Below are 17,664 nucleotides of genomic sequence, written 5' to 3'. Positions count from 1 at the left end.
GGTTTTACGGAAACTCAGGGTCCATCACGCCGGCGTGGATGGCGAAGTTGCCTCAAAACAGGGGTACGTCCCCAGTTTTATCGTCAGATGTAGTTGAACAGCGAAAGCTGGGTGACGGAGCGAAAAGTTTGCTGGGCGGCGGTCAGGCTGGTGATTTGCTGCTGGAAGAGCGAGGCCGCGGCGATCTGCCCCGCTTCGTCGAGGCCGACGAGGTCGATGATCTGGGACGCGTACTGGATTTTCATTGCCGAGCCCGAGTCATCCAGTATGTCGATCTCGCGCAGACGTGCGCCGGTCGTTGTTTGCACGGAGAGGATGTTGTCCGCCGCGCTCTGCAGGTTCTGGTTGGCGGTGTTCAGCGCGTTCGTCAATTGCGCGTTCGCCGTGGGCCCGACAGCCGGGCTGCGCAAGGCGGCCACGACGTCGCGGATCGTCGTGAACACGGACTGGTTCTTGCTGGGTTCGATCGTGAACACGTCCTGGTCGGCCGGCGCGCCGGCGATGTCGAGCGACATGCCGTCGAAGGTGATCGGTTCGCCGGCCTTGAAATCGGTCGCCGGCACGGCCACGGAACCGTCGGTGGTATTGGTCACCGAATACTGTACCAGGCCCGACGTGGCATCTTTCGTGAAATTGATCGTGTAGTTGTCGCCGGTGAGCGCGGCCGCGTCGATGACGGTGCCCGGCGAGATGACCCCGGTGCCGCCACGGGCCGCGTTGCCCGGGTCCGCCTTGGTCTGAAACGTGCCGTTGCCGGTCAGGTTCTGTTCGAAGACCTGGGAGCCGCTGGCGCTGATCGCCATCTGCCGGCTGGCCCCCACCTGCAGTTCGCGCTGGCCCTGGTCGCCGAAATACGTGGCACCGGTGGACGTCAGCGCGAACGGTTGCGTGTTGGTCTTGAAGCCCGAGAACAGGTAGCCGCCGGTGCCGTCCGCCGTGTTGGCCTGGCCCAGCAGGTCTTCGAGGTGCCCTTCCAGCGCCTTGGCGATCGTTTCGCGGTCCGCCGCACTCTGCCCTGGATTACCCGCCGACAATACCAACGTGCGGACCTCGCCCATGATGTCGACAAGCGTGTCCATCACCGAGCCGACCTGGTTCAGCGACGATACGGCGTTTTGCCGGTTGATCTCGAACTGGTCGTTCATCTGCTGCGACTGCGTCACTTCCAGTGCACGGGCCGACGCCACCGGATCGTCGGCAGGTGTCAGCACGCGCATGGTCTGGGCCAGCTGCAACTGCGTGCGCAGCAGATTGCCCTGCAAGTTCGCCTGCAGCGACACGTTGCGGTCATACATCATCTGGGTGCTGATACGGATAGCCATTTCCTGCCTCTTACTGTGCGATCGACAGCAGCGTGTCGAACAATTGTCCCGCCACCTGCATCACCTTGCCGGCGGCCTGGTAGGCCTGCTGGTAGCGCAGCAGGTCGGCAGCTTCCTCGTCGAGGTTGACGCCGGAAACGCTTTTCTGCGCGGCGAGCGCCTGGTCGGCCGTGGTATCGGCGGCGGCGCTGCCCACCTGCAATTCGCGTGTCTTGTTGCCGACGAAGTTGACGGTGCCGGCATAGGAACCCTGGAATGTCGACGTGCCGTTGTTCAGGATGTTCCGTGTCTGCAACCCCGCCAGCAGCACGCCGTTGCGGTTGTCGCCGACGCCGCTCGTGTTCGGGCCGATGCTGAATGTGTCGCCTTCGGCCGGCGTGCCCGAGATCGAGAAATTGATGCCGCCAAAGCTGAGCGGCTCGCCCTCCTCGTACGTGACCGAGCTGCCGTCCGGGAACCCGGTGATCTGGCCGCCCGTGAAGGTGAGCGTCACGGGCGCCGTCAGCGGATTGCCGACATAGGCGGCATCGACGACCCCGGGGCTGATCGTGCCGTTGCCCGAATTCGTCGTGGGCACCGACGTCGTGACCGGCGCCGCCAGCGCGATCTTGCGGTAGTCGGTGATGGCCACGTCGAAGTTGGCCGCGGCCGTGTACGTGGGGCGCACCTGGATGCGGTCGCCTTCCTGCGGCGCCCCGGTGAACGTGTAGGTGACGCCGTCGATTTCTTGCGGCACCGTCGGGTCGGCGATCGCCGTCACGGCGCCATCCGAGCGCGTGACGGTATAGCCGGCCGGCGTGCCGCCATAGTTCACTTCATAGTCGAGCCCGGTCAGCGCCCCGGCATCGGTGATCGACGCATCCAGCTCGGCCGTGGAGAGCGGCGAGTTGCGCGCGTCGTAGCCGACATAGCCCTTCAGCGGCGTGAAGAAGTCGCCGCCCAGGTCGCCATTCAGGTCCTGCCCCAGCCGGTGCTGCTCGTTGAATGACTGCGTGAGGCCGGCGGCAATCTGGCCGATCTCGTTCTGCACGCGGTCCAGCGACTCGCGGCGGAAATCCATCAGCCCGCCCAGTGCGCCGCCGGCGAACGTGTCGTCGGCAATGATCGTGCTGCGCCCCGTTGCCGGATACGACACGACGAGACGGCCCGGGTCGGTCGGCGACTGCACGGCCGCCATCTCCAGGTGGCTGGTGCCGACGACGAGCGGCTGTCCCGAACCGAACGTGATGTTCAGCATATTGTTATCGGAAGGCAGCACGGTGATCTTCACCTGCTGGTTCAGCTCGCGCACGAGCTGGTCGCGCTGGTCCAGCAGGTCGTTCGGCGGGTTCAGCGGATCGGTGGTCAGCGTGGCGATCTGGTTGTTCAGGTTGGCAATCTGCGCCGCATACGAGTTGATGCCGTTGACCGTGCTCGTGATATTGGTGTTGACGCCGTCCTGCAGTTCCTGCAGGCGGCCCGACACTTCATGGAAGCGCGCCGCCAGGCTTTCGGCGGACGACAGCATGGAGGCGCGCGACGATTGCAGCGACGGCGTGGAATTGGCCGTCTGCACGCCGCGGAAAAAATCCTGCATGGCCGGGGACAGGCCGATCGTGGTATCCGAGACCATGTTGTCGATCTGGGTCATCTGCGTGAGATACGCATTGACCGAACCCTGCGTCGACTGCGCGGTCATGACCTGCTTGTTCAGGAAATCGTCGTAATAGCGCTTGATCTGGGCCACCTGGGTGCCGGTGCCCACATAACCCACGCCCTGGCTCAGCGGTGGCAGCGTCGCCTGCACGATGCCCTGGCGTGTGTAGCCTGGCACGCTCGAGTTCGTGATGTTGTGGCCGGTGGTGGCGAGGCCTGTCTGCGCCGCCATCAAGCCGGTCCTGCCGATGCTGAGTAGATTGCTCATGCCGTGACTCTTTCCATGTATGGCTAGTTTACGGCAAATCAAACCGAAACTTGAGTTGCCGCAAAGCTAACGTGCAAGTGCCCCTTACACGAGCGTCTTGTTGATGACCGCGGCCAGTTTCGTGGCGTAGTTGGGGTCGGTCGCGTAGCCGGCTTTCTGCAGGTTGCGCGCGAAGGCCGCCGCATCGCCGGCGCTGGCCAGCACTTTTTCGTAGCGCGGGTTGTCCGTGATGAGCCTTGCGTAATCCTTGAAGCTGTCGGCATAGCTGTCGTAGGCGCGGAAGCGTTCGATCTTGCGCTGCGGGCGGCCGTTGACGTATTCGGTGGTGGCCACGTCCACCGTCTTGCCTTTCCAGTCGCGGCCGGCCTTGATGCCGAAAAGGTTGTGGCTGCTGGAGCCATCGGCGCCCTTGATCTCGCGCTTGCCCCAGCCGCTTTCCAGCGCCGCCTGGCCCAGCATGAACTTGGCCGGGATGCCGGTGGCGCGGCTGGCTTCTTCCGCATGGCCGGACAGCTTGTCGGCGAATGCGCGTACGTGGGCATGGCGAGACGTACTGGGTGCCACTGTGCCGCTCCCCACCGTGCTGACAGCCGTGCCTGCTTTGTTGCCGCCCGCCGCATCGATCGAACGCTGCAGCTTTGCCGCGTCGAGCATCGATTTCGTGAACCCGCCCTCCGGAACGCCCGTCTCCGCTTCCATGCCCGACAGGCCGGCGGTCTTCGACAATTGCCGCACCAGCACGTCGGCCAGCCCTACGCCCTTCTTGGCGATGTTCTGGCTGGTCTGCTGGTCGAGCATCGTGGTGAACATCTTCGTCTGCGAATTGTCCAGCAAGCCTTCCTGCGGCGTGGCGTCGCGCATGCTCTTCAACATCATGTTGACGAACATGGCTTCGAACTGCGTGGCCGCGCCCTTGAGCGCCTCGGGCGAACCCGCCCTGGCGCCCTGGCGCAGTTCCGCCAGGCCCTTGTTGTCCAGGGCCAGGTTGGCGGAAAGATCAGTCGGTGTGCTGGTCTGGCGGATCATGGCGACTCCCGGTCAGATAATCTCGAGTTCGGCGCGCAGCGCCCCGGATGCCTTCATCGCCTGCAGGATCGCGAGCAGGTCCTGCGGCGACGCGCCGATGGCGTTCAGCGCCTTCACCACGTCGGCCAGCTGGGCGCCGGCCTGCAGCTGCAGCACTTTGCCCGGCGCCTGCTGGATGTCGACGCTGCCCGGCTGCGTGACGGCCGTCTGCCCGCCGGCAAGCGGCCCGGGCTGGCTGACCTGCGTATCGGCCGAGACCGATACCTGCAGGTTGCCGTGCGAAACGGCGCACGCCTGCAGCGTGACGGACTGGTTCATCACCACCGAGCCGGTACGCGCATTCATGATCACCTTGGCCGGCAGCGTGGCCGGTTGCACGTCCAGCTCTTCGAGCTGGCCGATGAAGGCCACGCGCTGGTCGGAGGCGGCCGGCGACGTCACGCGGATCACCCGGCCATCGAGCGCATAGGCAATCCCTGCGCCGAAGCGGTTGTTGATGGCCGTGACCACCCGGCTGGTGGTGGCGAAATCGGCGTTCTTCAGTTCCAGGCGGATCTGGCCGCCCTCGCCCAGCGCCGTCGGCACCGCGCGCTCGACGGTGGCACCATTGCTGATACGCCCCACCGACAGGTGATTGACGACGGTCGCGGCGCCGCCGCCCGGCGCCTGCGCGCCCACGCCGCCCACCACCAGGTTGCCTTGCGCCATGCCGTAGACCTGGCCATCGGCGCCTTTCAGCGGCGTCATGATCAAGGTGCCGCCGCGCAGGCTGCGCGCATTGCCCAGCGACGACACGGTCACGTCGAGCTGCTGGCCCGGCTGTGCGAACGCCGGCAGCGACGTCGTCACCATCACGGCCGCGACATTGCGCAGCTGCAGTTGCGAGCCGGACGGCAACGTCACGCCCAGCTGCTGCAGCATGGAAGCCACGCTCTGGATCGTGAACGGGGTCTGCGTGGTCTGGTCGCCGCTGCCATCGAGGCCGACGACGAGGCCATAGCCCATCAGCTGGTTTTCCCGCACGCCGGCAATGCTGGCGAGGTCTTTCAGGCGCTCGGCCTGCGCCGCCGGCGCCAGCATGGCGAAACCGAGGGCAATCGCGGTGAGGATGGATTTCATGTGAGCTCACTCATATCAGAACGGCAGCAGGCTCAGGAAGAATCGCGACGCCATCGACGTCAGCTCGGCGCGGTCCAGGTGGGTATTGGTGCGGTATTCGACCCGCGCATCGGCGATCGCCGTGGACGACACCGAATTGCCGGCACCGATCGTGTCCGGGTTGACCGTGCCGGAGATACGGATGAACTCGGTGCCCTTGTCCATCGCGACCTGCTTCTCGCCGGCCACGACGAGGTTCCCGTTCGGCAGCACTTCCACGACCGTCACGCCCAGCGTGCCGGTGAACGCATTGCTGGCCGTCTGCGCGGCCGAGTCGGCATAGTTGTTGTCCGTCTCCGTGGCAACCCGCGCGCCGAAGCGGCCCTGCAGGGGGCCGGGAATGCCGATGCCCACGCCGCCCGTGCGGGTGGCCGAGCTGCTGCCGTTCTTGTTGGCCGTGGTGCGCTCGGTGATGATCACATTGATGATGTCGCCCACCATGCGGCCGCGGCGGTCCTCGAACACGGGCCGGAACGTTTGCGCCTGGTAGATCGCGCCATTGGCCGGCAGGGTCATTGGCGGCGTGGGGATCGGCCGCGCGGACGTGGGGCCGGCCACGATCGACGTGGGCTCGCTGGCGCAGCCGGCCAGCAAGGCGGTGATGACGACGGCGGCGAATGCGGAGTACTTCATGATGGATCCTTGCAGGTGCATCAGGGCTGGATTGGCGCCGATCAGAGCTGGGACAGCCGCTGCAGCATCTGGTCCGAGGTGGTGATGGCCTTGGAATTGATCTCGTACGCGCGCTGCGTCTGGATCATGTTGACCATTTCCTCGACCACGTTGACGTTCGACACTTCCACGTAGCCCTGCAGGATCTGCCCGAGGCCGTTGGAGCCCGGCGCATTGGCCTGCGCCGCGCCGGAAGCGCCCGTTTCAAGGTACAGGTTTTCGCCGATGGATTCGAGGCCGGTCGGGTTGATGAACGATGCCAGCTGCAGGTTGCCGATCTGCTGCGCGGCGGCCTGGCCTGGCAGCTGCACGGTCACCGTGCCATCCTTGGCCACGTTGATTTCGTCGGCATCGATGGGAATCGTGATCGGCGGTTGCAGCGCGTAGCCGCTGGAGGTGACCATCGCGCCATTGCTGTCGCGCTGGAACGACCCGTCGCGCGTGTAGCCGGTGGTACCGTCGGGCAGCAGCACGGTGAAGAAGCCATTGCCGTTGATCATCAGGTCCTTGTCGTTGCCGGTGGCCTGCGGGTTGCCCTGCGTGTGGATGCGCTCGATCGCCACGGGGCGCACGCCGGTACCCTGCTGCAGGCCGGACGGCAGTTGCGTCTGCTGCGACGAACTGGCGCCGGGCTGGCGCACGTTCTGGTACAGCAAATCCTCGAACACGGCCCGCGATTTCTTGAACCCGTTGGTGCTGACGTTGGCGAGGTTGTTCGCCACCGTATCCATCTGCGTTTGCTGCGCTTCCATGCCGGTCTTGGCAATCCAGAGCGAACGTATCATCTGCTTTCTCCCTGCCCCGGAGGGCTTTCATCCACGAAAGCATTATGCGATGAAGGGGATCAGTTCAAAGCAAGGATCTGGGCGGCTTTCGCGGCGTTATTCTCGGCGTTCTTCAGCAGGCTCATTTGTGTCTCGAACGACCTTGCCAGGGTGATCATGCTGACCATGGCATCGACCGGGTTGACGTTGCTGAGCTCCAGGCAGCCATCGGCCACGCGCACGGCAGGATCGGCCGCGGCCGGCTCGCCCGACTGCTGGCGGAACAGGCCGTCGTCGCCGCGCACCAGCCCGGCCACGTCGGGGTTGACGAGCTTCAGGCGCCCGATGATGTTGCTGGGCCCGGCCTGCACCTGGCTCGCATCGATGCCGCTGACGGTGCCGTCCGCAGCGATCGAGATTTCCGTATTGGGCGGCACGGCGATCGGCCCGCCCTCGCCCTGCAGCGTGAGGCCGTTCGACGTTTGCAGCAGGCCGTTCTCGCTGACCTTGAAGCTGCCGTTGCGGGTATAGGCTTCGGACCCGTCCGCCGATTGCACGGTAAACCACCCTTCGCCGCGGATCGCCGCGTCCATCGGCCGGCCCGTGGTTTCCATCGGCCCGGCGCGAAAGTCCGAACCCACCGTGTTGTCGACCACGAAGGTGCGCGTGGGCATGCCTTCGGACACGACCGGCACGGCGCGGAAGGCATCGAGCTGGGCCCGGAAACCCACCGTGGTGGCATTGGCAAGGTTGTTCGACGTTGTGGCCTGCTGGTCCAGGATGTGCCTGGCGCCAGTCATCGCCGTGTAGATCAGGCGGTCCATGGATACTCCTATCGCTTACATCTGAGAAAAACCGGGGACGTACCCTGGTTTTCAGGAAATTTCTTTAAAACAGGGGTCCGTCCCCAGTTTTGCCGGGCGGCTAGCTAAAGTGCTTACCGCAGGTTGATCAGCGTTTGCAGGATCGAATCCTCGGTCTTGATCGTTTGCGCATTGGCCTGGTAGACGCGCTGGGCGGTGATCATGTCCACCAGCTGCTCGGTCAGGTCCACGTTCGACGATTCCACCGACGACGCGCGCAGCTGGCCCATGCCGCCCGTGTTCGGCGTGCCGATCTGCGGCACGCCGGATGCGGCGCTCTCGGCCCAGGCGTTGCCGCCCAGCGGCGTCAGGTTGTCCACGCTGGCGAAGTCGGCGAGCACCACCTGGCCCAGCGCGCGCGACTTGCCGTTGCTGTACTGGCCCATGATGATGCCGTTCTCGTCGGCCGCGAAGCGCTGCAGGCTGCCGGACGAATAGCCGTCCTGCGTCGAGTTCTTCTCGCTCGTTTCGGTGCCGTACTGCGTGCTGCCGTCGAACGTGAGGGCAACCGGGATCTCCAGGAAGGCGCCGTTGTCCGGGAACACCGGCAAGGTCACGTTGAAGGGCAGCGTGAAGCCGGCGGCCTGCATCGCGGCCGAATCGATCAGGCCGTTTTTCGTGAAGATCAGCGAGCCCGCCCTTTCGGCCGGCACGTTCACGGCGTTGGCGAATGCGGCATCGATCAGGTCCGGCGTGTTGCTGGCCACGTTGCCCACGCTGGTGGCGGGATCGTACAGCGCGGCGATCTGGGCCAGGGCGGCGGGCGATGCGCCGGCCGCGGTGGCGGCGGCCGTGACGGCGCCACCGACCGTCGAGGCATAGGCCTGGCGCGCCGCGATGATGGCGGCGGCATCGCCGCCGGCGACCGCGGTGTTGTAGGCGGTGCGGGCGGCGATCACGGGCTCGCTCGTCACCACGCCGCGCATCACTTCCTGCGAATTGATCTGCACGCCATCGTTGGCCACGTACACATCCCACGTGCTGCCGCCGGTGCGCACGTAGTACAGGCCCATCGTGTGCTCGTTGCCCAGCGAATCGTAGACCGGGATCACGGTCTGCTTGTTGTAGGTGCGCGGATCGCCGGCATTGAACGGCTGCACGGTCGGCGTGGTGGAGTTCGACGACAGGTTGATCTGGAAGTTCGCCTGCGTGGTCTGCACCGGCGCCAGGTCGGCCGCGTCGATCTGCAGCGGCACCGGCGCGCCCTGCAGGATCTGGCCATCCACGGTGGCCAGGTAGCCGGTCAGCGCCGCGCCTTGCGCGTTGACGATCGTGCCCGTGTTATCGAGCAGGAACTGGCCGTTGCGGGTGTACTGGATCGCGCCATCCTGCACGGTGCGGAAGAAGCCGGCGCCGTTGATCGAAATATCCAGCGGATTGTTCGTGGTCTCGATATTGCCTTGCGAGAATTGCTGGGCGAGGCGGGCGACGGTCACGCCGATGCCGGGATTGCGGCCGCTGATGCCGTTCAGCGAATTCGCGTACAGGTCCGCGAATTGCGCCTCGGTGCTCTTGAAGCCGACCGTGCTGGCGTTGGCGACGTTGTTGCCGATGACGTCGAGTTGCGTGGAGGCGGCATTCAGGCCGCTGAGACCTTGCTGGAACATGGATTTCCCCTGCTGATTAAAGATGAAGCTGATGCAAAGTGGTCAGGGCCAGGCGTGGCTTCGCAGCCAGTGCTCCAGCACGGCAAGGAGTCGCAACGACGCCATGACCGCTTTTCATCGGCTTCTTACAGAACTTGTTTGATGTCGTCCATGCTCAGCTGCCCGAGCCCAGGAACGTTGAGTTTCGCGCCCGCGGGGCCCGTGGACACGCTGGCGACCGTGCCGAACGTGAGCGACTGCGCATCGGTCAGCGCCTTGCCGCCCGTGGTCGCGGCCAGCGACAGTGTGTAGATGCCGTCCGGCGCCGTGCTGCCGTCTTCCAGCTTGCCGTCCCACGCCAGCGGCAGCACGCCGGGCTCGACGCTCGACAGCGTCAGCGTGTGCACCGCCTTGCCGCTGGCGTTCTTGATCTCGAGCTGCACGTTGTCCGCGAACGAACCAACCTCGATGCCGAAGATACCCTTGCCCTCGGTGACCTGCATCGTCTTGCCGGCGGCCAGCACGCCATGGTTGATCATGTTGACCGCCTGGGCCGATTGCGAGGCGGCCATGTCGCTCTTCAGCGTTTCCAGCGTGTCGTTCAGCTTGTTGATGCCGGTAACCGTGTTCAGCTGGGCCAGCTGGCTGGTGACCTGCGCGTTGTCGAGCGGGTTCAGCGGATCCTGGTTCTTCAGCTGCGTGATCAGCAGCGTCATGAACTTGTCCTGCTCGGCCGAGATCTCGTTGCCGGTGCCGGCCTTCTTGTTCATCGAGTCCATCAGGGACTGCGAGACGCCATTCGTGGAGGTGGGGGTGGCAATGACGGCCATGGTGATCTTTCCGGTTATTGACCGATGGTCAGGGTTTTCAGCAGCAGGCTCTTCGCCGCGTTCATCGTTTCGACATTGTTCTGGTAGGAACGCGACGCCGACAGCATGTTGACCATCTCGTCGACGACGTTCACGTTCGGCATCGTCACATAGCCGTTCTCGTCGGCCAGCGGGCTTTTCGGGTCGTAGACCTGCTTCATCGGCGACGGATCCTCGATCACCTGCTGCACCTTGACGCCGGTGGAGGCATTGCTGGCCGATGGCGTCGCTTCGAACACGACCTGCTTGGCCCGGTAGGCTTCGCCGTTGGCGCTGGTGGCGCTGTCGGCGTTGGCCAGGTTGCTGGCGACCACGTTCAGGCGCTGCGACTGCGCGCTCATGGCCGAACCGGAAACATTGAAAATGCTGAACAACGACATGGCGATCTCCTTGTTGGCCGCGTGGCTTACTGGCCCTGCAGGGCCGTCATCAGGCCCTTGATCTGGCTGTTGATGAACGTGACGCCCGCCTCGTAGCGCAGCGCGTTGTCGGCGAACTGGTTGCGTTCGACGTCCATGTCCACCGTGTTGCCGTCGACGGCACCCTGCACGATGCCGCGGTACAGCAGCGGCGTGCCGTCCGCGAGCGTGCTGCCATCCGGCGCCGGGGTCGGGAAATGGCGCGCCGCGGTGGTGGCCAATGTGCCGGTCGCGGCCGTGTTATTCAGCGCGTTCTGCAGCGCGCTGGTGAAGTCGATGTCGCGCGCCTTGTAGTTGGGCGTGTCGGCATTGGCAATGTTCGATGCCAGCACGCTCTGGCGCGTGGAGCGCAGGCCCAGTGCGAGTTCGTTGAAGCGCAGGTGATTGTCGAGTTTTCCCAGCATGACGGCATCCTTTCCATCGGTGACAGATGCCATCTTACGGATGCTCCACGGCAAATGATCCGGGGATAAGCATGGACTTTGCCACGCTGTTCGCGGCTTTCGGCGCGGCGCGCGCGCGTAAGATGGCTGGCGTTGATTCAACTTCTCACGGCACACGACCGCACATGAAACCGCTGACCCTTGCCATTGCTTCACTATCGCTGGCCGCGAGCGCCGCGCAAGCCGCAACAAGCATGGACCCGGCCGTCCTGCGCCGTACCGTCGAGGGCTTCCTGCAAGTGCAGACCGCCGGCCTGCCGGGCAAGGTGACGGTCACGGTCGGCAATGTCGATACGCGCATGAACCTGGCGCAGTGCCCCGCTCCCGAAGCGTTCCTGATGCCTGGCGGTAAAGCCTGGGGCAAGACGACAGTGGGCGTGCGCTGTGCGGCGCCGGCGCAATGGACGGTGTATATTCAGGCGAACGTTGCGGTACTGGGCAATTACATTGCCGCGGCCACGCCGCTGTCGCAAGGCCAGCCGATCCTGGAAACACAGCTCGTGACCCAACAGGGCGACTTGACGTCGTTGCCTGCGAGCATTGCCACCGACAAGGCGCAGGTGATTGGCCGAAGCACCAATGTTTCCCTTTCGGCAGGCACGCCGCTGCGGCTCGACACGCTGCGCAGCCAGCCGGTGGTACTGAACGGACAGATGGTCAGGCTCGTCACGGCAGGTTCCGGGTTCCGTATCACGGCCGAAGGCAAAGCCATCGCCAACGCGGCGGAGGGCCAGGTGGTGCAGGTGCGCACGCAGGGTGGCAGGAGCGTCAGCGGGATTGCCCGCGCGGGTGGCCAGGTCGAGGTTGCATTCTAAAAAGATTCGACTCTCGCCGCTAAAGTTTGCAATGCGGCAGTCGTTAAGAACTCGTAGACCGGAGTAAAAGCTCGGAGTCAAAGCTCCTACCAGACGAGGAAGATGCTGTGAAAATCAACGATTCAGTAAAAAACGCGGGTGTGCCGGCGGCGTCCACGCCGACCACGAGCAATGCCCGCAACGCCGAAAAAGCGGCGGAAACGGCTTCCACGCAAAAAAATTCGGATAGCGTCAAGCTGTCGGCGCAGGGGCAGGCAATGGCCACCAACAGCAACAGCGGCGTGTTCGACACGAAAAAAGTGGAACGTATCAAGCTGGCCATCGCCGATGGCCAGTTCCAGGTAAACTCGGAGAAAGTGGCGGATGGCCTGCTGGATACGGTCAAGGACCTGCTGCATTCCCGTCAACGGTAGTCAACTTCAGGTAGTCAACCTCAGGTAGCCAACCTCGGGTAGTCAACCTCAAGTAGTCAACCCTATCAACTACGAGGCAAACCCATGCATGACGGCGCCCCGATCCAGAAGCTGCGCGAAGAGCAGCGCCTGATCACCGAACTGCTCGACCTCCTCAAGGACGAGCAGCAGTCGCTGGTGGCTGCCGACATCGACAAGCTGTCCGCGCTGACGCCGCGCAAATCCGAGGTGCTGGCCCGCATGGGCACCCTGGCCAGGGAGCGCCACGAGGCGCTGGGCCAGGCCGGATTCGAAGCGCGCGAAGCCGGCATGGAAACATGGCTGTGCGCCCACGGCACGCCGGACGACAAGGCGCTGTGGAACGAATTGCTCGCGCATACCCGCGAAGCCAAGGAATTGAACCGCCTGAACGGCATGCTGATCAACAAGCAGCTGTCGCACACCCAGGGCGCCCTGCAGGCGCTGCGCCCGCCCAGCCCCGCCGGCAATGTCTATGGCCCGAGCGGCCTGACCGCCACCAGCACCACCGTCTCGCGCGGTTTCCTCGCTGGCTGACCTGCCAAAATCCCGTACATGCGCACCAACCGTGTCAACTGACAGTAGTTGGCGCGCGAACACCGGTGTCTGACACCTTTTCTGGGTGAATCTTCCAGAAAAGGTGTCAGACACCGGTTCTCCACTGCCAACGATTTCCTATTGCGGCGCGGGACCGGTCGGGATTTCCGTTTCCGGATCCGGCACCGCCGACAGGATCGTCACCGCCACGCGCCGGTTGCGGGCGCGGTTGACAGGGTCGTCGTTCGGCGCCACCGGATGGTTGGAAGCATGCCCGACGGCGGTGAGCCGCTCGGGGGCGACGCCGGATTCGATGAACAGCCGCACCACGGTGGCGGCACGCATCGACGACAGTTCCCAGTTCGACGGATAGATGTTGCGCACCGGCTGGTCGTCGGTATGCCCTTCGACCTGCACCGCGTGCGGATCGTTCTTCAGCAGCGATGCCACGGCGGTCAGCGCCTCGCGCGACTCCTCCGTCAACCTGGCTTCGGCGGGATCGAACAGCACGCTGGCATTGATCTCGACGGACACGCCACGGCTGTTCTGCGTGACGCGCACCTTGCCTTCCTTTACCAGCGGCGCCATCGTGGACTGCAGGTCCTGCGCCAGCTTCGTCAGCGACGCGCGTTCCTGCCGCATCATTTCCTGGCGTTTCTTCAGGTTCGGATTCGGGATCGGCTGGTTCAGCACCTCGGTATTGGGCTTGACGTTGGCGCCCTGCCCGCCCAGCGCATCGCCGAGCGCATCGGAGAAGATCCGGTACTTGCCGATGTTGACCGACGAGATCGCATACATCACCACGAAGAACGCGAACAGCAGCGTGATGAAGTCGGAATACGAGATGAGCCAGCGTTCGTGGTTTTCCGGTTCCTCGTCGAACGGGCGGCGCGCACGGCGGTACTGGAAGCTCATGGGGGTGTGTCCTAGTAATCCTGCATCAGCGTGGCGATGCGCTCATCCATGATGCGCGAGAAGTCGCCGCTGGCGATGTCGTGGAAGACGGCGGCGGCGATTTCCTGCTGGTGCACCTGGGCGATGACGATGTTCTTGAGCTTGTTGGCGATCGGGTAGAAGAACAGGTTGGCCAGCCCGACGCCATAGATCGTGGACACGAAGGCCACCGCGATGCCGGGCCCGAGCCGGGAAGGATCGGTGAGGTTTTCCATCACGTGGATCAGGCCCAGCACGGCACCCAGGATGCCGATCGTGGGCGAGTAGCCGGCCGCCGATTCCCAGATGCGCACCGCCTGCCGCTCCGCCGTCTCGAACGCCGTGATCTCCGTATCGAGCAGCTGGCGCAGCTTGTCGGGGTTGATGCCGTCGATCACCATGCGCAAACCCTTGGCCAGGAAGACATTGCGCGCGCCGGTCATGTGGCGTTCCAGCGCCAGCGGCCCTTCGCGGCGGATGGTCTGGTTCCATGCCTGGATATCGCGCGCGAGCAGGATACGGCTGTCCGCCGGGGGCCGGAATACCCACCGCACCATGAGGATGCCGCGCCGCAACGTGGCGGGCCGGGTCTGCAGCAGCACGGCGCCGAACGTGCCGACGACCACGATCGCAAACGCGGCGGGCTGGATCAGCGACGACGGATTGCCGCCTTCCAGTGCCATGCCCACGATCAGGCCGGCCAGCGCCAGCAGCAAACCCGCTACGCTGGACCAGTCCATGCTTGCTCCCGCAACGTGGCGCGCAGCCGGGACACCGCCTGGGTATGCAGCTGCGATACGCGTGATTCGGAAACGCCCATCACGGCGCCGATTTCCTTCAGGTTCAGTTCTTCTTCGTAGTACAGGCCCATCAGCAGCTTTTCACGCGGCGGCAACGCATCGATCGCGTCGATGACGGCCTGGCGGAACCCGGTGTCCATCAGCGAGCGCAGCGGATCGGCTTCGTCGTCCTGTGCATAGCGGTCGAGGAAGCTGTCGCTGCCGTCCTCGTTCTTGAAGTCTTCGTAGTACAGCAGCTGGTGGCCGCCGCCCTCGCCCAGCATTTCCTGGTAAGCCTCGAGGGAGAGCTTGAGGGACTGGGCCACTTCGGATTCGGCGGGCGGACGTCCCAGCTTCTGCTGCAGCAAGGCCATGGCGTTCTCGATCTTGCGCATGTCCTGCCGCAAGCTGCGCGGCACCCAGTCGCTGCTGCGCAATTCGTCGATCATCGCGCCGCGGATGCGCATCACCGCATAGGTTTCAAACTGGGCGCCGTGCGTTTCTTCATAGCGGTTGATCGCGTCGAGCAGGCCGATCATGCCCGCCTGTACCAGGTCATCCACTTCCACGCTGGGCGGCAATTTTGCCTTCATGTGGTGGGCAAGGCGCTTCACGAGGGGCATGTGCTCCGTCAGCAGCGAATCCTTGTTCACCTTCCCTTTGACCGTGTACATATATTTCTATTCTTGTTCAGTGCTGCATAGGGTGGCCGCTCCCCGAAAGATGCGACGGCGTGGCCAGCGCGAACCGCCCCGCCAGTTGACGAAACGCGACCGAGGCACCCGCCAGCGGAAACGCGTCCACCACGGCGCGACCCAGGCGCGCCGCGCGGTGCAGGTATTCATCGGCTGGCACCGAGCCCATCGATACGAGATTCACGGCCAGGTAACGGCTTGCCGCCTGTGCCATATTATCGTAAACGACCCGCGCCTCCCGTTCGGACGCACCGGTGACGACGATGCCGAACGGCCGCCGGCCCAGCTCGTGGTTGAGCCGCTTGATCATCATGTAGGCATTCGTGATCGACGTGGCGCTGTTCGATACCTGCACCACGATTTCCGAGCTGGCCATGACCGGCACCGGGAACGCTTCGCCGTCGAATTCGCCATCCACGAGCACGATGCCGGCCTGCGCGGCCAGCACGTCGAACGCCTTGGCCAGCCGGCGCGCTTCATGCGGGCCGTTGCGGGATTCGCCGCGCGTCATCGATACCACGTTGAAGCCCTGCGGCACTTCATGGATGACTTCATTCAGCGCGCACTCCTGGCGCGCCACGTTCAGCAGGCTGGCACCATTGTCGATGCCCAGCCGCGAGGCCACGCCGTGCGCGCTGGCGCAGGCGTCGACCAGCACCACGTCGTTGCCGGCGCGCGCCAGCGAGGCACCCAGGTTGACGAGCATGGCGCCCTTGTCGTCCTGCGGCGTGGCGGAAAGGAACGTGACGATGCGGGGCCGCGGCGGCCCCGCCAGCATCCGCCGCAGTCCTTCCGCCTGGTCGAAATTGAAGTTAGCCAAGGTGTACCTCGCGCAGTCCATCGTTGCCGGCGGCCGCCATCAGCATCGGCAGCTCGCCATCCGTGTATTCGGATACATCCTTCTTCAGCCGGAACGCCCGCTCCACGAGCTCGGCCGGCTGGGCCAGGTGCAGGTCTTCCGGCACGCGCTGGCCATTCGATACATAGAACAGTTGCAGCTTCTGGCGGATCACGACATCGAGCACGTTGCCCAGCGACGCCGCTTCGTCCAGCTTGGTGATGATGCTGCCGGCAAGGCCGCTGCCCTGGTAGGCGCGCACGACTTCGGTCAGCGTTTCCTGCGTGGACGTGGCGTTCAGACACAGCAGCCGTTTGACGTCGACATCGGTGCCTTGCAGCATGGCCACCTGCTCGGTCACCATCTGGTCGCGCTGGCTGACGCCGACCGTATCGATCAGCACCGTGTGCTTGTTGCGCAGCTCCTTCAGTGCGATCCGTAAGTCGGCCTCATCCTTGACGGAATGTACCATCACGCCAAGGATCTTGCCGTAAATGCGCAGTTGTTCGTGCGCACCGATACGATAGGCATCGGTGGTGATGAGCGCCAGCTTTTCCGGGCCATGGCGCATCACGCAGCGGGCCGCCAGCTTGGCGGTGCTGGTCGTCTTGCCCACGCCGGTGGGGCCCACCAGCGCGAACACGCCGCCACGCTCGATCAGCGCATCCTCGTTGGCCATGGCGCCCACGTTGCGCGCCAGGACGGTGCGGATCCAGCGCGATGCCTCCTCGGCACTGCGGCCGGCCGGCAGCTTGTCCAGCAGGCGGCGCGCGAGCGTGGTGGAAAAGCCCGCCGCCAGCAATTCGCGCAGCACGGCCGCCTTGTGCGGCTCGCGCTGCTGTGCGCTGCCCCACGACAGTTCGGCCAGCTGGGTTTCCATCATGCCGCGCATGGCGCGCAGCTCGCTCATCATGCCGTGCATTTCGGCGGCCGCGTTGGCCTTGGCCGAGTTCACCGCCTCGGCCACCAGCGCCGTGATGCCGGCCATGTCCACCGCGGGCTGCGCAGGCGGCATCGTCTGCTGCACCGCTTGCGGCACGGGCTGCATCGCCTGCGCGAACGGCGCGCGCGGCACCGGTGCCGCCGCCATCGACGGGCGGGCGGCCATCATCGGCTCCGGCGCGGCCGGGCGTGCAGCGGGCGCGGCGGGGCGCTGCATCTGCGGCACTTGCGAGCGCGGCACGGGCGCCGCGGCATAGCCGTCGTCCAGGTCCAGGTGGGGCGCGCCGGGCGGCGCATCGTCGACGGGGCTGACCAGCGACGCGGCATCGTCATTGGCCAATGCCAGGATCTCCACCACGCCATCCATCGGGCGATTCGACAGGATCACCGCATCCGGCCCCAGCGCCTCGCGCACCTTCCGCAGCGCCTCACGCGACGTGGGCGCGGTAAATTTCTTGACGTTCATTGCTGCTCCTGTTCGCCATGCACAGAGTTTTTCTCGATGGTGAAATTATTGACGATGCCGCAGAGTAAGCATCATTTGAACAGGCGGGGAAAAGGGGGGTATTTCGCTGCACGGGAGTCTGATGAGCCCGTGTCCCGTGCCAGGCAGTGGGCCTATAGGCCCACAACACGGGCTCGACAGAACTGATTGCCGGAGAGCCCTAC

The 17,664-nt window shown here is 64.8% G+C and carries 19 protein-coding genes; 3 read left to right on the top strand and 16 right to left on the bottom strand.

Going from position 1 to position 17,664, the window contains the following annotated elements:
* Positions 1-83: 83 nt before the first annotated feature.
* The 11 genes from flgL to flgB form a co-directional block, all read right to left on the bottom strand.
* Complete coding sequence (gene flgL, locus ACY65G_RS24825; RefSeq protein ID WP_464999954.1) at positions 84-1,322, bottom strand: flagellar hook-associated protein FlgL; 1,239 nt, start codon at positions 1,320-1,322, stop codon at positions 84-86.
* A 10-nt stretch (positions 1,323-1,332) separates the two neighbouring features.
* Positions 1,333-3,225, bottom strand: coding sequence for a flagellar hook-associated protein FlgK (flgK, locus tag ACY65G_RS24820; protein ID WP_464999953.1), 1,893 nt, complete (start codon positions 3,223-3,225; stop codon positions 1,333-1,335).
* A gap of 84 nt (positions 3,226-3,309) precedes the next feature.
* A complete protein-coding gene (gene flgJ, locus ACY65G_RS24815; protein ID WP_464999952.1) occupies positions 3,310-4,251 on the bottom strand; it encodes a flagellar assembly peptidoglycan hydrolase FlgJ in 942 nt (313 codons plus the stop codon).
* A 12-nt stretch (positions 4,252-4,263) separates the two neighbouring features.
* The gene (locus tag ACY65G_RS24810; RefSeq protein ID WP_464999951.1) at positions 4,264-5,370 is read right to left on the bottom strand and encodes a flagellar basal body P-ring protein FlgI; all 1,107 of its coding nucleotides are present in this window, start codon (positions 5,368-5,370) and stop codon (positions 4,264-4,266) included.
* Between the two features lie 15 nt (positions 5,371-5,385).
* Positions 5,386-6,042: a flagellar basal body L-ring protein FlgH gene (locus ACY65G_RS24805; RefSeq protein ID WP_464999950.1), complete on the bottom strand. Its 657-nt coding sequence runs from the start codon at positions 6,040-6,042 to the stop codon at positions 5,386-5,388.
* Between the two features lie 41 nt (positions 6,043-6,083).
* Entirely contained in the window at positions 6,084-6,866 is a 783-nt protein-coding gene (flgG, locus tag ACY65G_RS24800) for a flagellar basal-body rod protein FlgG (RefSeq protein WP_464999949.1), read from the bottom strand.
* Positions 6,867-6,925: 59 nt separating this feature from the next.
* A complete protein-coding gene (gene flgF, locus ACY65G_RS24795) occupies positions 6,926-7,669 on the bottom strand; it encodes a flagellar basal-body rod protein FlgF (protein WP_464999948.1) in 744 nt (247 codons plus the stop codon).
* Between the two features lie 113 nt (positions 7,670-7,782).
* Positions 7,783-9,315, bottom strand: coding sequence for a flagellar hook protein FlgE (locus ACY65G_RS24790; protein WP_464999947.1), 1,533 nt, complete (start codon positions 9,313-9,315; stop codon positions 7,783-7,785).
* A 125-nt stretch (positions 9,316-9,440) separates the two neighbouring features.
* Positions 9,441-10,124, bottom strand: a complete 684-nt coding sequence (locus ACY65G_RS24785; RefSeq protein ID WP_464999946.1) for a flagellar hook assembly protein FlgD — start codon at positions 10,122-10,124, stop codon at positions 9,441-9,443.
* 14 nt (positions 10,125-10,138) lie between these two features.
* Positions 10,139-10,543: a flagellar basal body rod protein FlgC gene (flgC, locus tag ACY65G_RS24780; protein ID WP_464999945.1), complete on the bottom strand. Its 405-nt coding sequence runs from the start codon at positions 10,541-10,543 to the stop codon at positions 10,139-10,141.
* A gap of 26 nt (positions 10,544-10,569) precedes the next feature.
* Entirely contained in the window at positions 10,570-10,986 is a 417-nt protein-coding gene (flgB, locus tag ACY65G_RS24775; protein WP_464999944.1) for a flagellar basal body rod protein FlgB, read from the bottom strand.
* A gap of 164 nt (positions 10,987-11,150) precedes the next feature.
* On the opposite strand from flgB, the gene flgA reads away from it, so the two are divergent.
* The 3 genes from flgA to ACY65G_RS24760 all read left to right on the top strand — a co-directional run bounded on the left by flgA (position 11,151) and on the right by ACY65G_RS24760 (position 12,808).
* Complete coding sequence (gene flgA / locus ACY65G_RS24770; RefSeq protein WP_464999943.1) at positions 11,151-11,840, top strand: flagellar basal body P-ring formation chaperone FlgA; 690 nt, start codon at positions 11,151-11,153, stop codon at positions 11,838-11,840.
* Positions 11,841-11,947: 107 nt separating this feature from the next.
* Positions 11,948-12,253: a flagellar biosynthesis anti-sigma factor FlgM gene (gene flgM / locus ACY65G_RS24765; protein WP_464999942.1), complete on the top strand. Its 306-nt coding sequence runs from the start codon at positions 11,948-11,950 to the stop codon at positions 12,251-12,253.
* An 84-nt stretch (positions 12,254-12,337) separates the two neighbouring features.
* Positions 12,338-12,808, top strand: coding sequence for a flagella synthesis protein FlgN (locus ACY65G_RS24760; protein WP_464999941.1), 471 nt, complete (start codon positions 12,338-12,340; stop codon positions 12,806-12,808).
* 138 nt (positions 12,809-12,946) lie between these two features.
* Here ACY65G_RS24760 and motD read toward each other — a convergent pair whose 3' ends face one another.
* The 5 genes from motD to flhF are packed head-to-tail and all read right to left on the bottom strand — an operon-like array spanning position 12,947 to position 17,461.
* Positions 12,947-13,723 (bottom strand): flagellar motor protein MotD, encoded by a 777-nt coding sequence (gene motD, locus ACY65G_RS24755; RefSeq protein WP_464999940.1) that lies wholly within the window; start codon positions 13,721-13,723, stop codon positions 12,947-12,949.
* An 11-nt stretch (positions 13,724-13,734) separates the two neighbouring features.
* Positions 13,735-14,481 (bottom strand): flagellar motor protein, encoded by a 747-nt coding sequence (locus tag ACY65G_RS24750; protein ID WP_464999939.1) that lies wholly within the window; start codon positions 14,479-14,481, stop codon positions 13,735-13,737.
* A complete protein-coding gene (locus ACY65G_RS24745) occupies positions 14,463-15,194 on the bottom strand; it encodes an RNA polymerase sigma factor FliA (RefSeq protein WP_464999938.1) in 732 nt (243 codons plus the stop codon). Before ACY65G_RS24745 ends, ACY65G_RS24750 begins: the two co-directional genes overlap by 19 nt.
* A 16-nt stretch (positions 15,195-15,210) precedes the next feature.
* Positions 15,211-16,035, bottom strand: coding sequence for a MinD/ParA family ATP-binding protein (locus ACY65G_RS24740; protein WP_464999937.1), 825 nt, complete (start codon positions 16,033-16,035; stop codon positions 15,211-15,213).
* The gene (gene flhF, locus ACY65G_RS24735; RefSeq protein ID WP_464999936.1) at positions 16,028-17,461 is read right to left on the bottom strand and encodes a flagellar biosynthesis protein FlhF; all 1,434 of its coding nucleotides are present in this window, start codon (positions 17,459-17,461) and stop codon (positions 16,028-16,030) included. The genes ACY65G_RS24740 and flhF overlap by 8 nt, the downstream gene beginning before the upstream one ends.
* Positions 17,462-17,664: the final 203 nt, after the last annotated feature.

The organism is Pseudoduganella sp. jia 12 (genome assembly GCF_055502675.1).
The sequence above is the reverse complement of the archived record's forward strand: the minus strand, read 5'-3'. Positions and strand labels throughout refer to the sequence as shown.

Coding starts and splice junctions, on each gene's coding strand:
- ACY65G_RS24760 (WP_464999941.1), top strand. CDS start 12,338: ATGCATGACGGCGCCCCGATCCAGAAGCTGCGCGAAGAGCAGCGCCTG.
- ACY65G_RS24785 (WP_464999946.1), bottom strand. CDS start 10,124: ATGGCCGTCATTGCCACCCCCACCTCCACGAATGGCGTCTCGCAGTCC.
- flgA (WP_464999943.1), top strand. CDS start 11,151: ATGAAACCGCTGACCCTTGCCATTGCTTCACTATCGCTGGCCGCGAGC.
- ACY65G_RS24745 (WP_464999938.1), bottom strand. CDS start 15,194: ATGTACACGGTCAAAGGGAAGGTGAACAAGGATTCGCTGCTGACGGAG.
- flgF (WP_464999948.1), bottom strand. CDS start 7,669: ATGGACCGCCTGATCTACACGGCGATGACTGGCGCCAGGCACATCCTG.
- flgC (WP_464999945.1), bottom strand. CDS start 10,543: ATGTCGTTGTTCAGCATTTTCAATGTTTCCGGTTCGGCCATGAGCGCG.
- ACY65G_RS24790 (WP_464999947.1), bottom strand. CDS start 9,315: ATGTTCCAGCAAGGTCTCAGCGGCCTGAATGCCGCCTCCACGCAACTC.
- flgG (WP_464999949.1), bottom strand. CDS start 6,866: ATGATACGTTCGCTCTGGATTGCCAAGACCGGCATGGAAGCGCAGCAA.
- flgJ (WP_464999952.1), bottom strand. CDS start 4,251: ATGATCCGCCAGACCAGCACACCGACTGATCTTTCCGCCAACCTGGCC.
- flgL (WP_464999954.1), bottom strand. CDS start 1,322: ATGGCTATCCGTATCAGCACCCAGATGATGTATGACCGCAACGTGTCG.
- ACY65G_RS24805 (WP_464999950.1), bottom strand. CDS start 6,042: ATGAAGTACTCCGCATTCGCCGCCGTCGTCATCACCGCCTTGCTGGCC.
- flhF (WP_464999936.1), bottom strand. CDS start 17,461: ATGAACGTCAAGAAATTTACCGCGCCCACGTCGCGTGAGGCGCTGCGG.
- motD (WP_464999940.1), bottom strand. CDS start 13,723: ATGAGCTTCCAGTACCGCCGTGCGCGCCGCCCGTTCGACGAGGAACCG.
- flgK (WP_464999953.1), bottom strand. CDS start 3,225: ATGAGCAATCTACTCAGCATCGGCAGGACCGGCTTGATGGCGGCGCAG.
- ACY65G_RS24810 (WP_464999951.1), bottom strand. CDS start 5,370: ATGAAATCCATCCTCACCGCGATTGCCCTCGGTTTCGCCATGCTGGCG.
- flgB (WP_464999944.1), bottom strand. CDS start 10,986: ATGCTGGGAAAACTCGACAATCACCTGCGCTTCAACGAACTCGCACTG.
- ACY65G_RS24750 (WP_464999939.1), bottom strand. CDS start 14,481: ATGGACTGGTCCAGCGTAGCGGGTTTGCTGCTGGCGCTGGCCGGCCTG.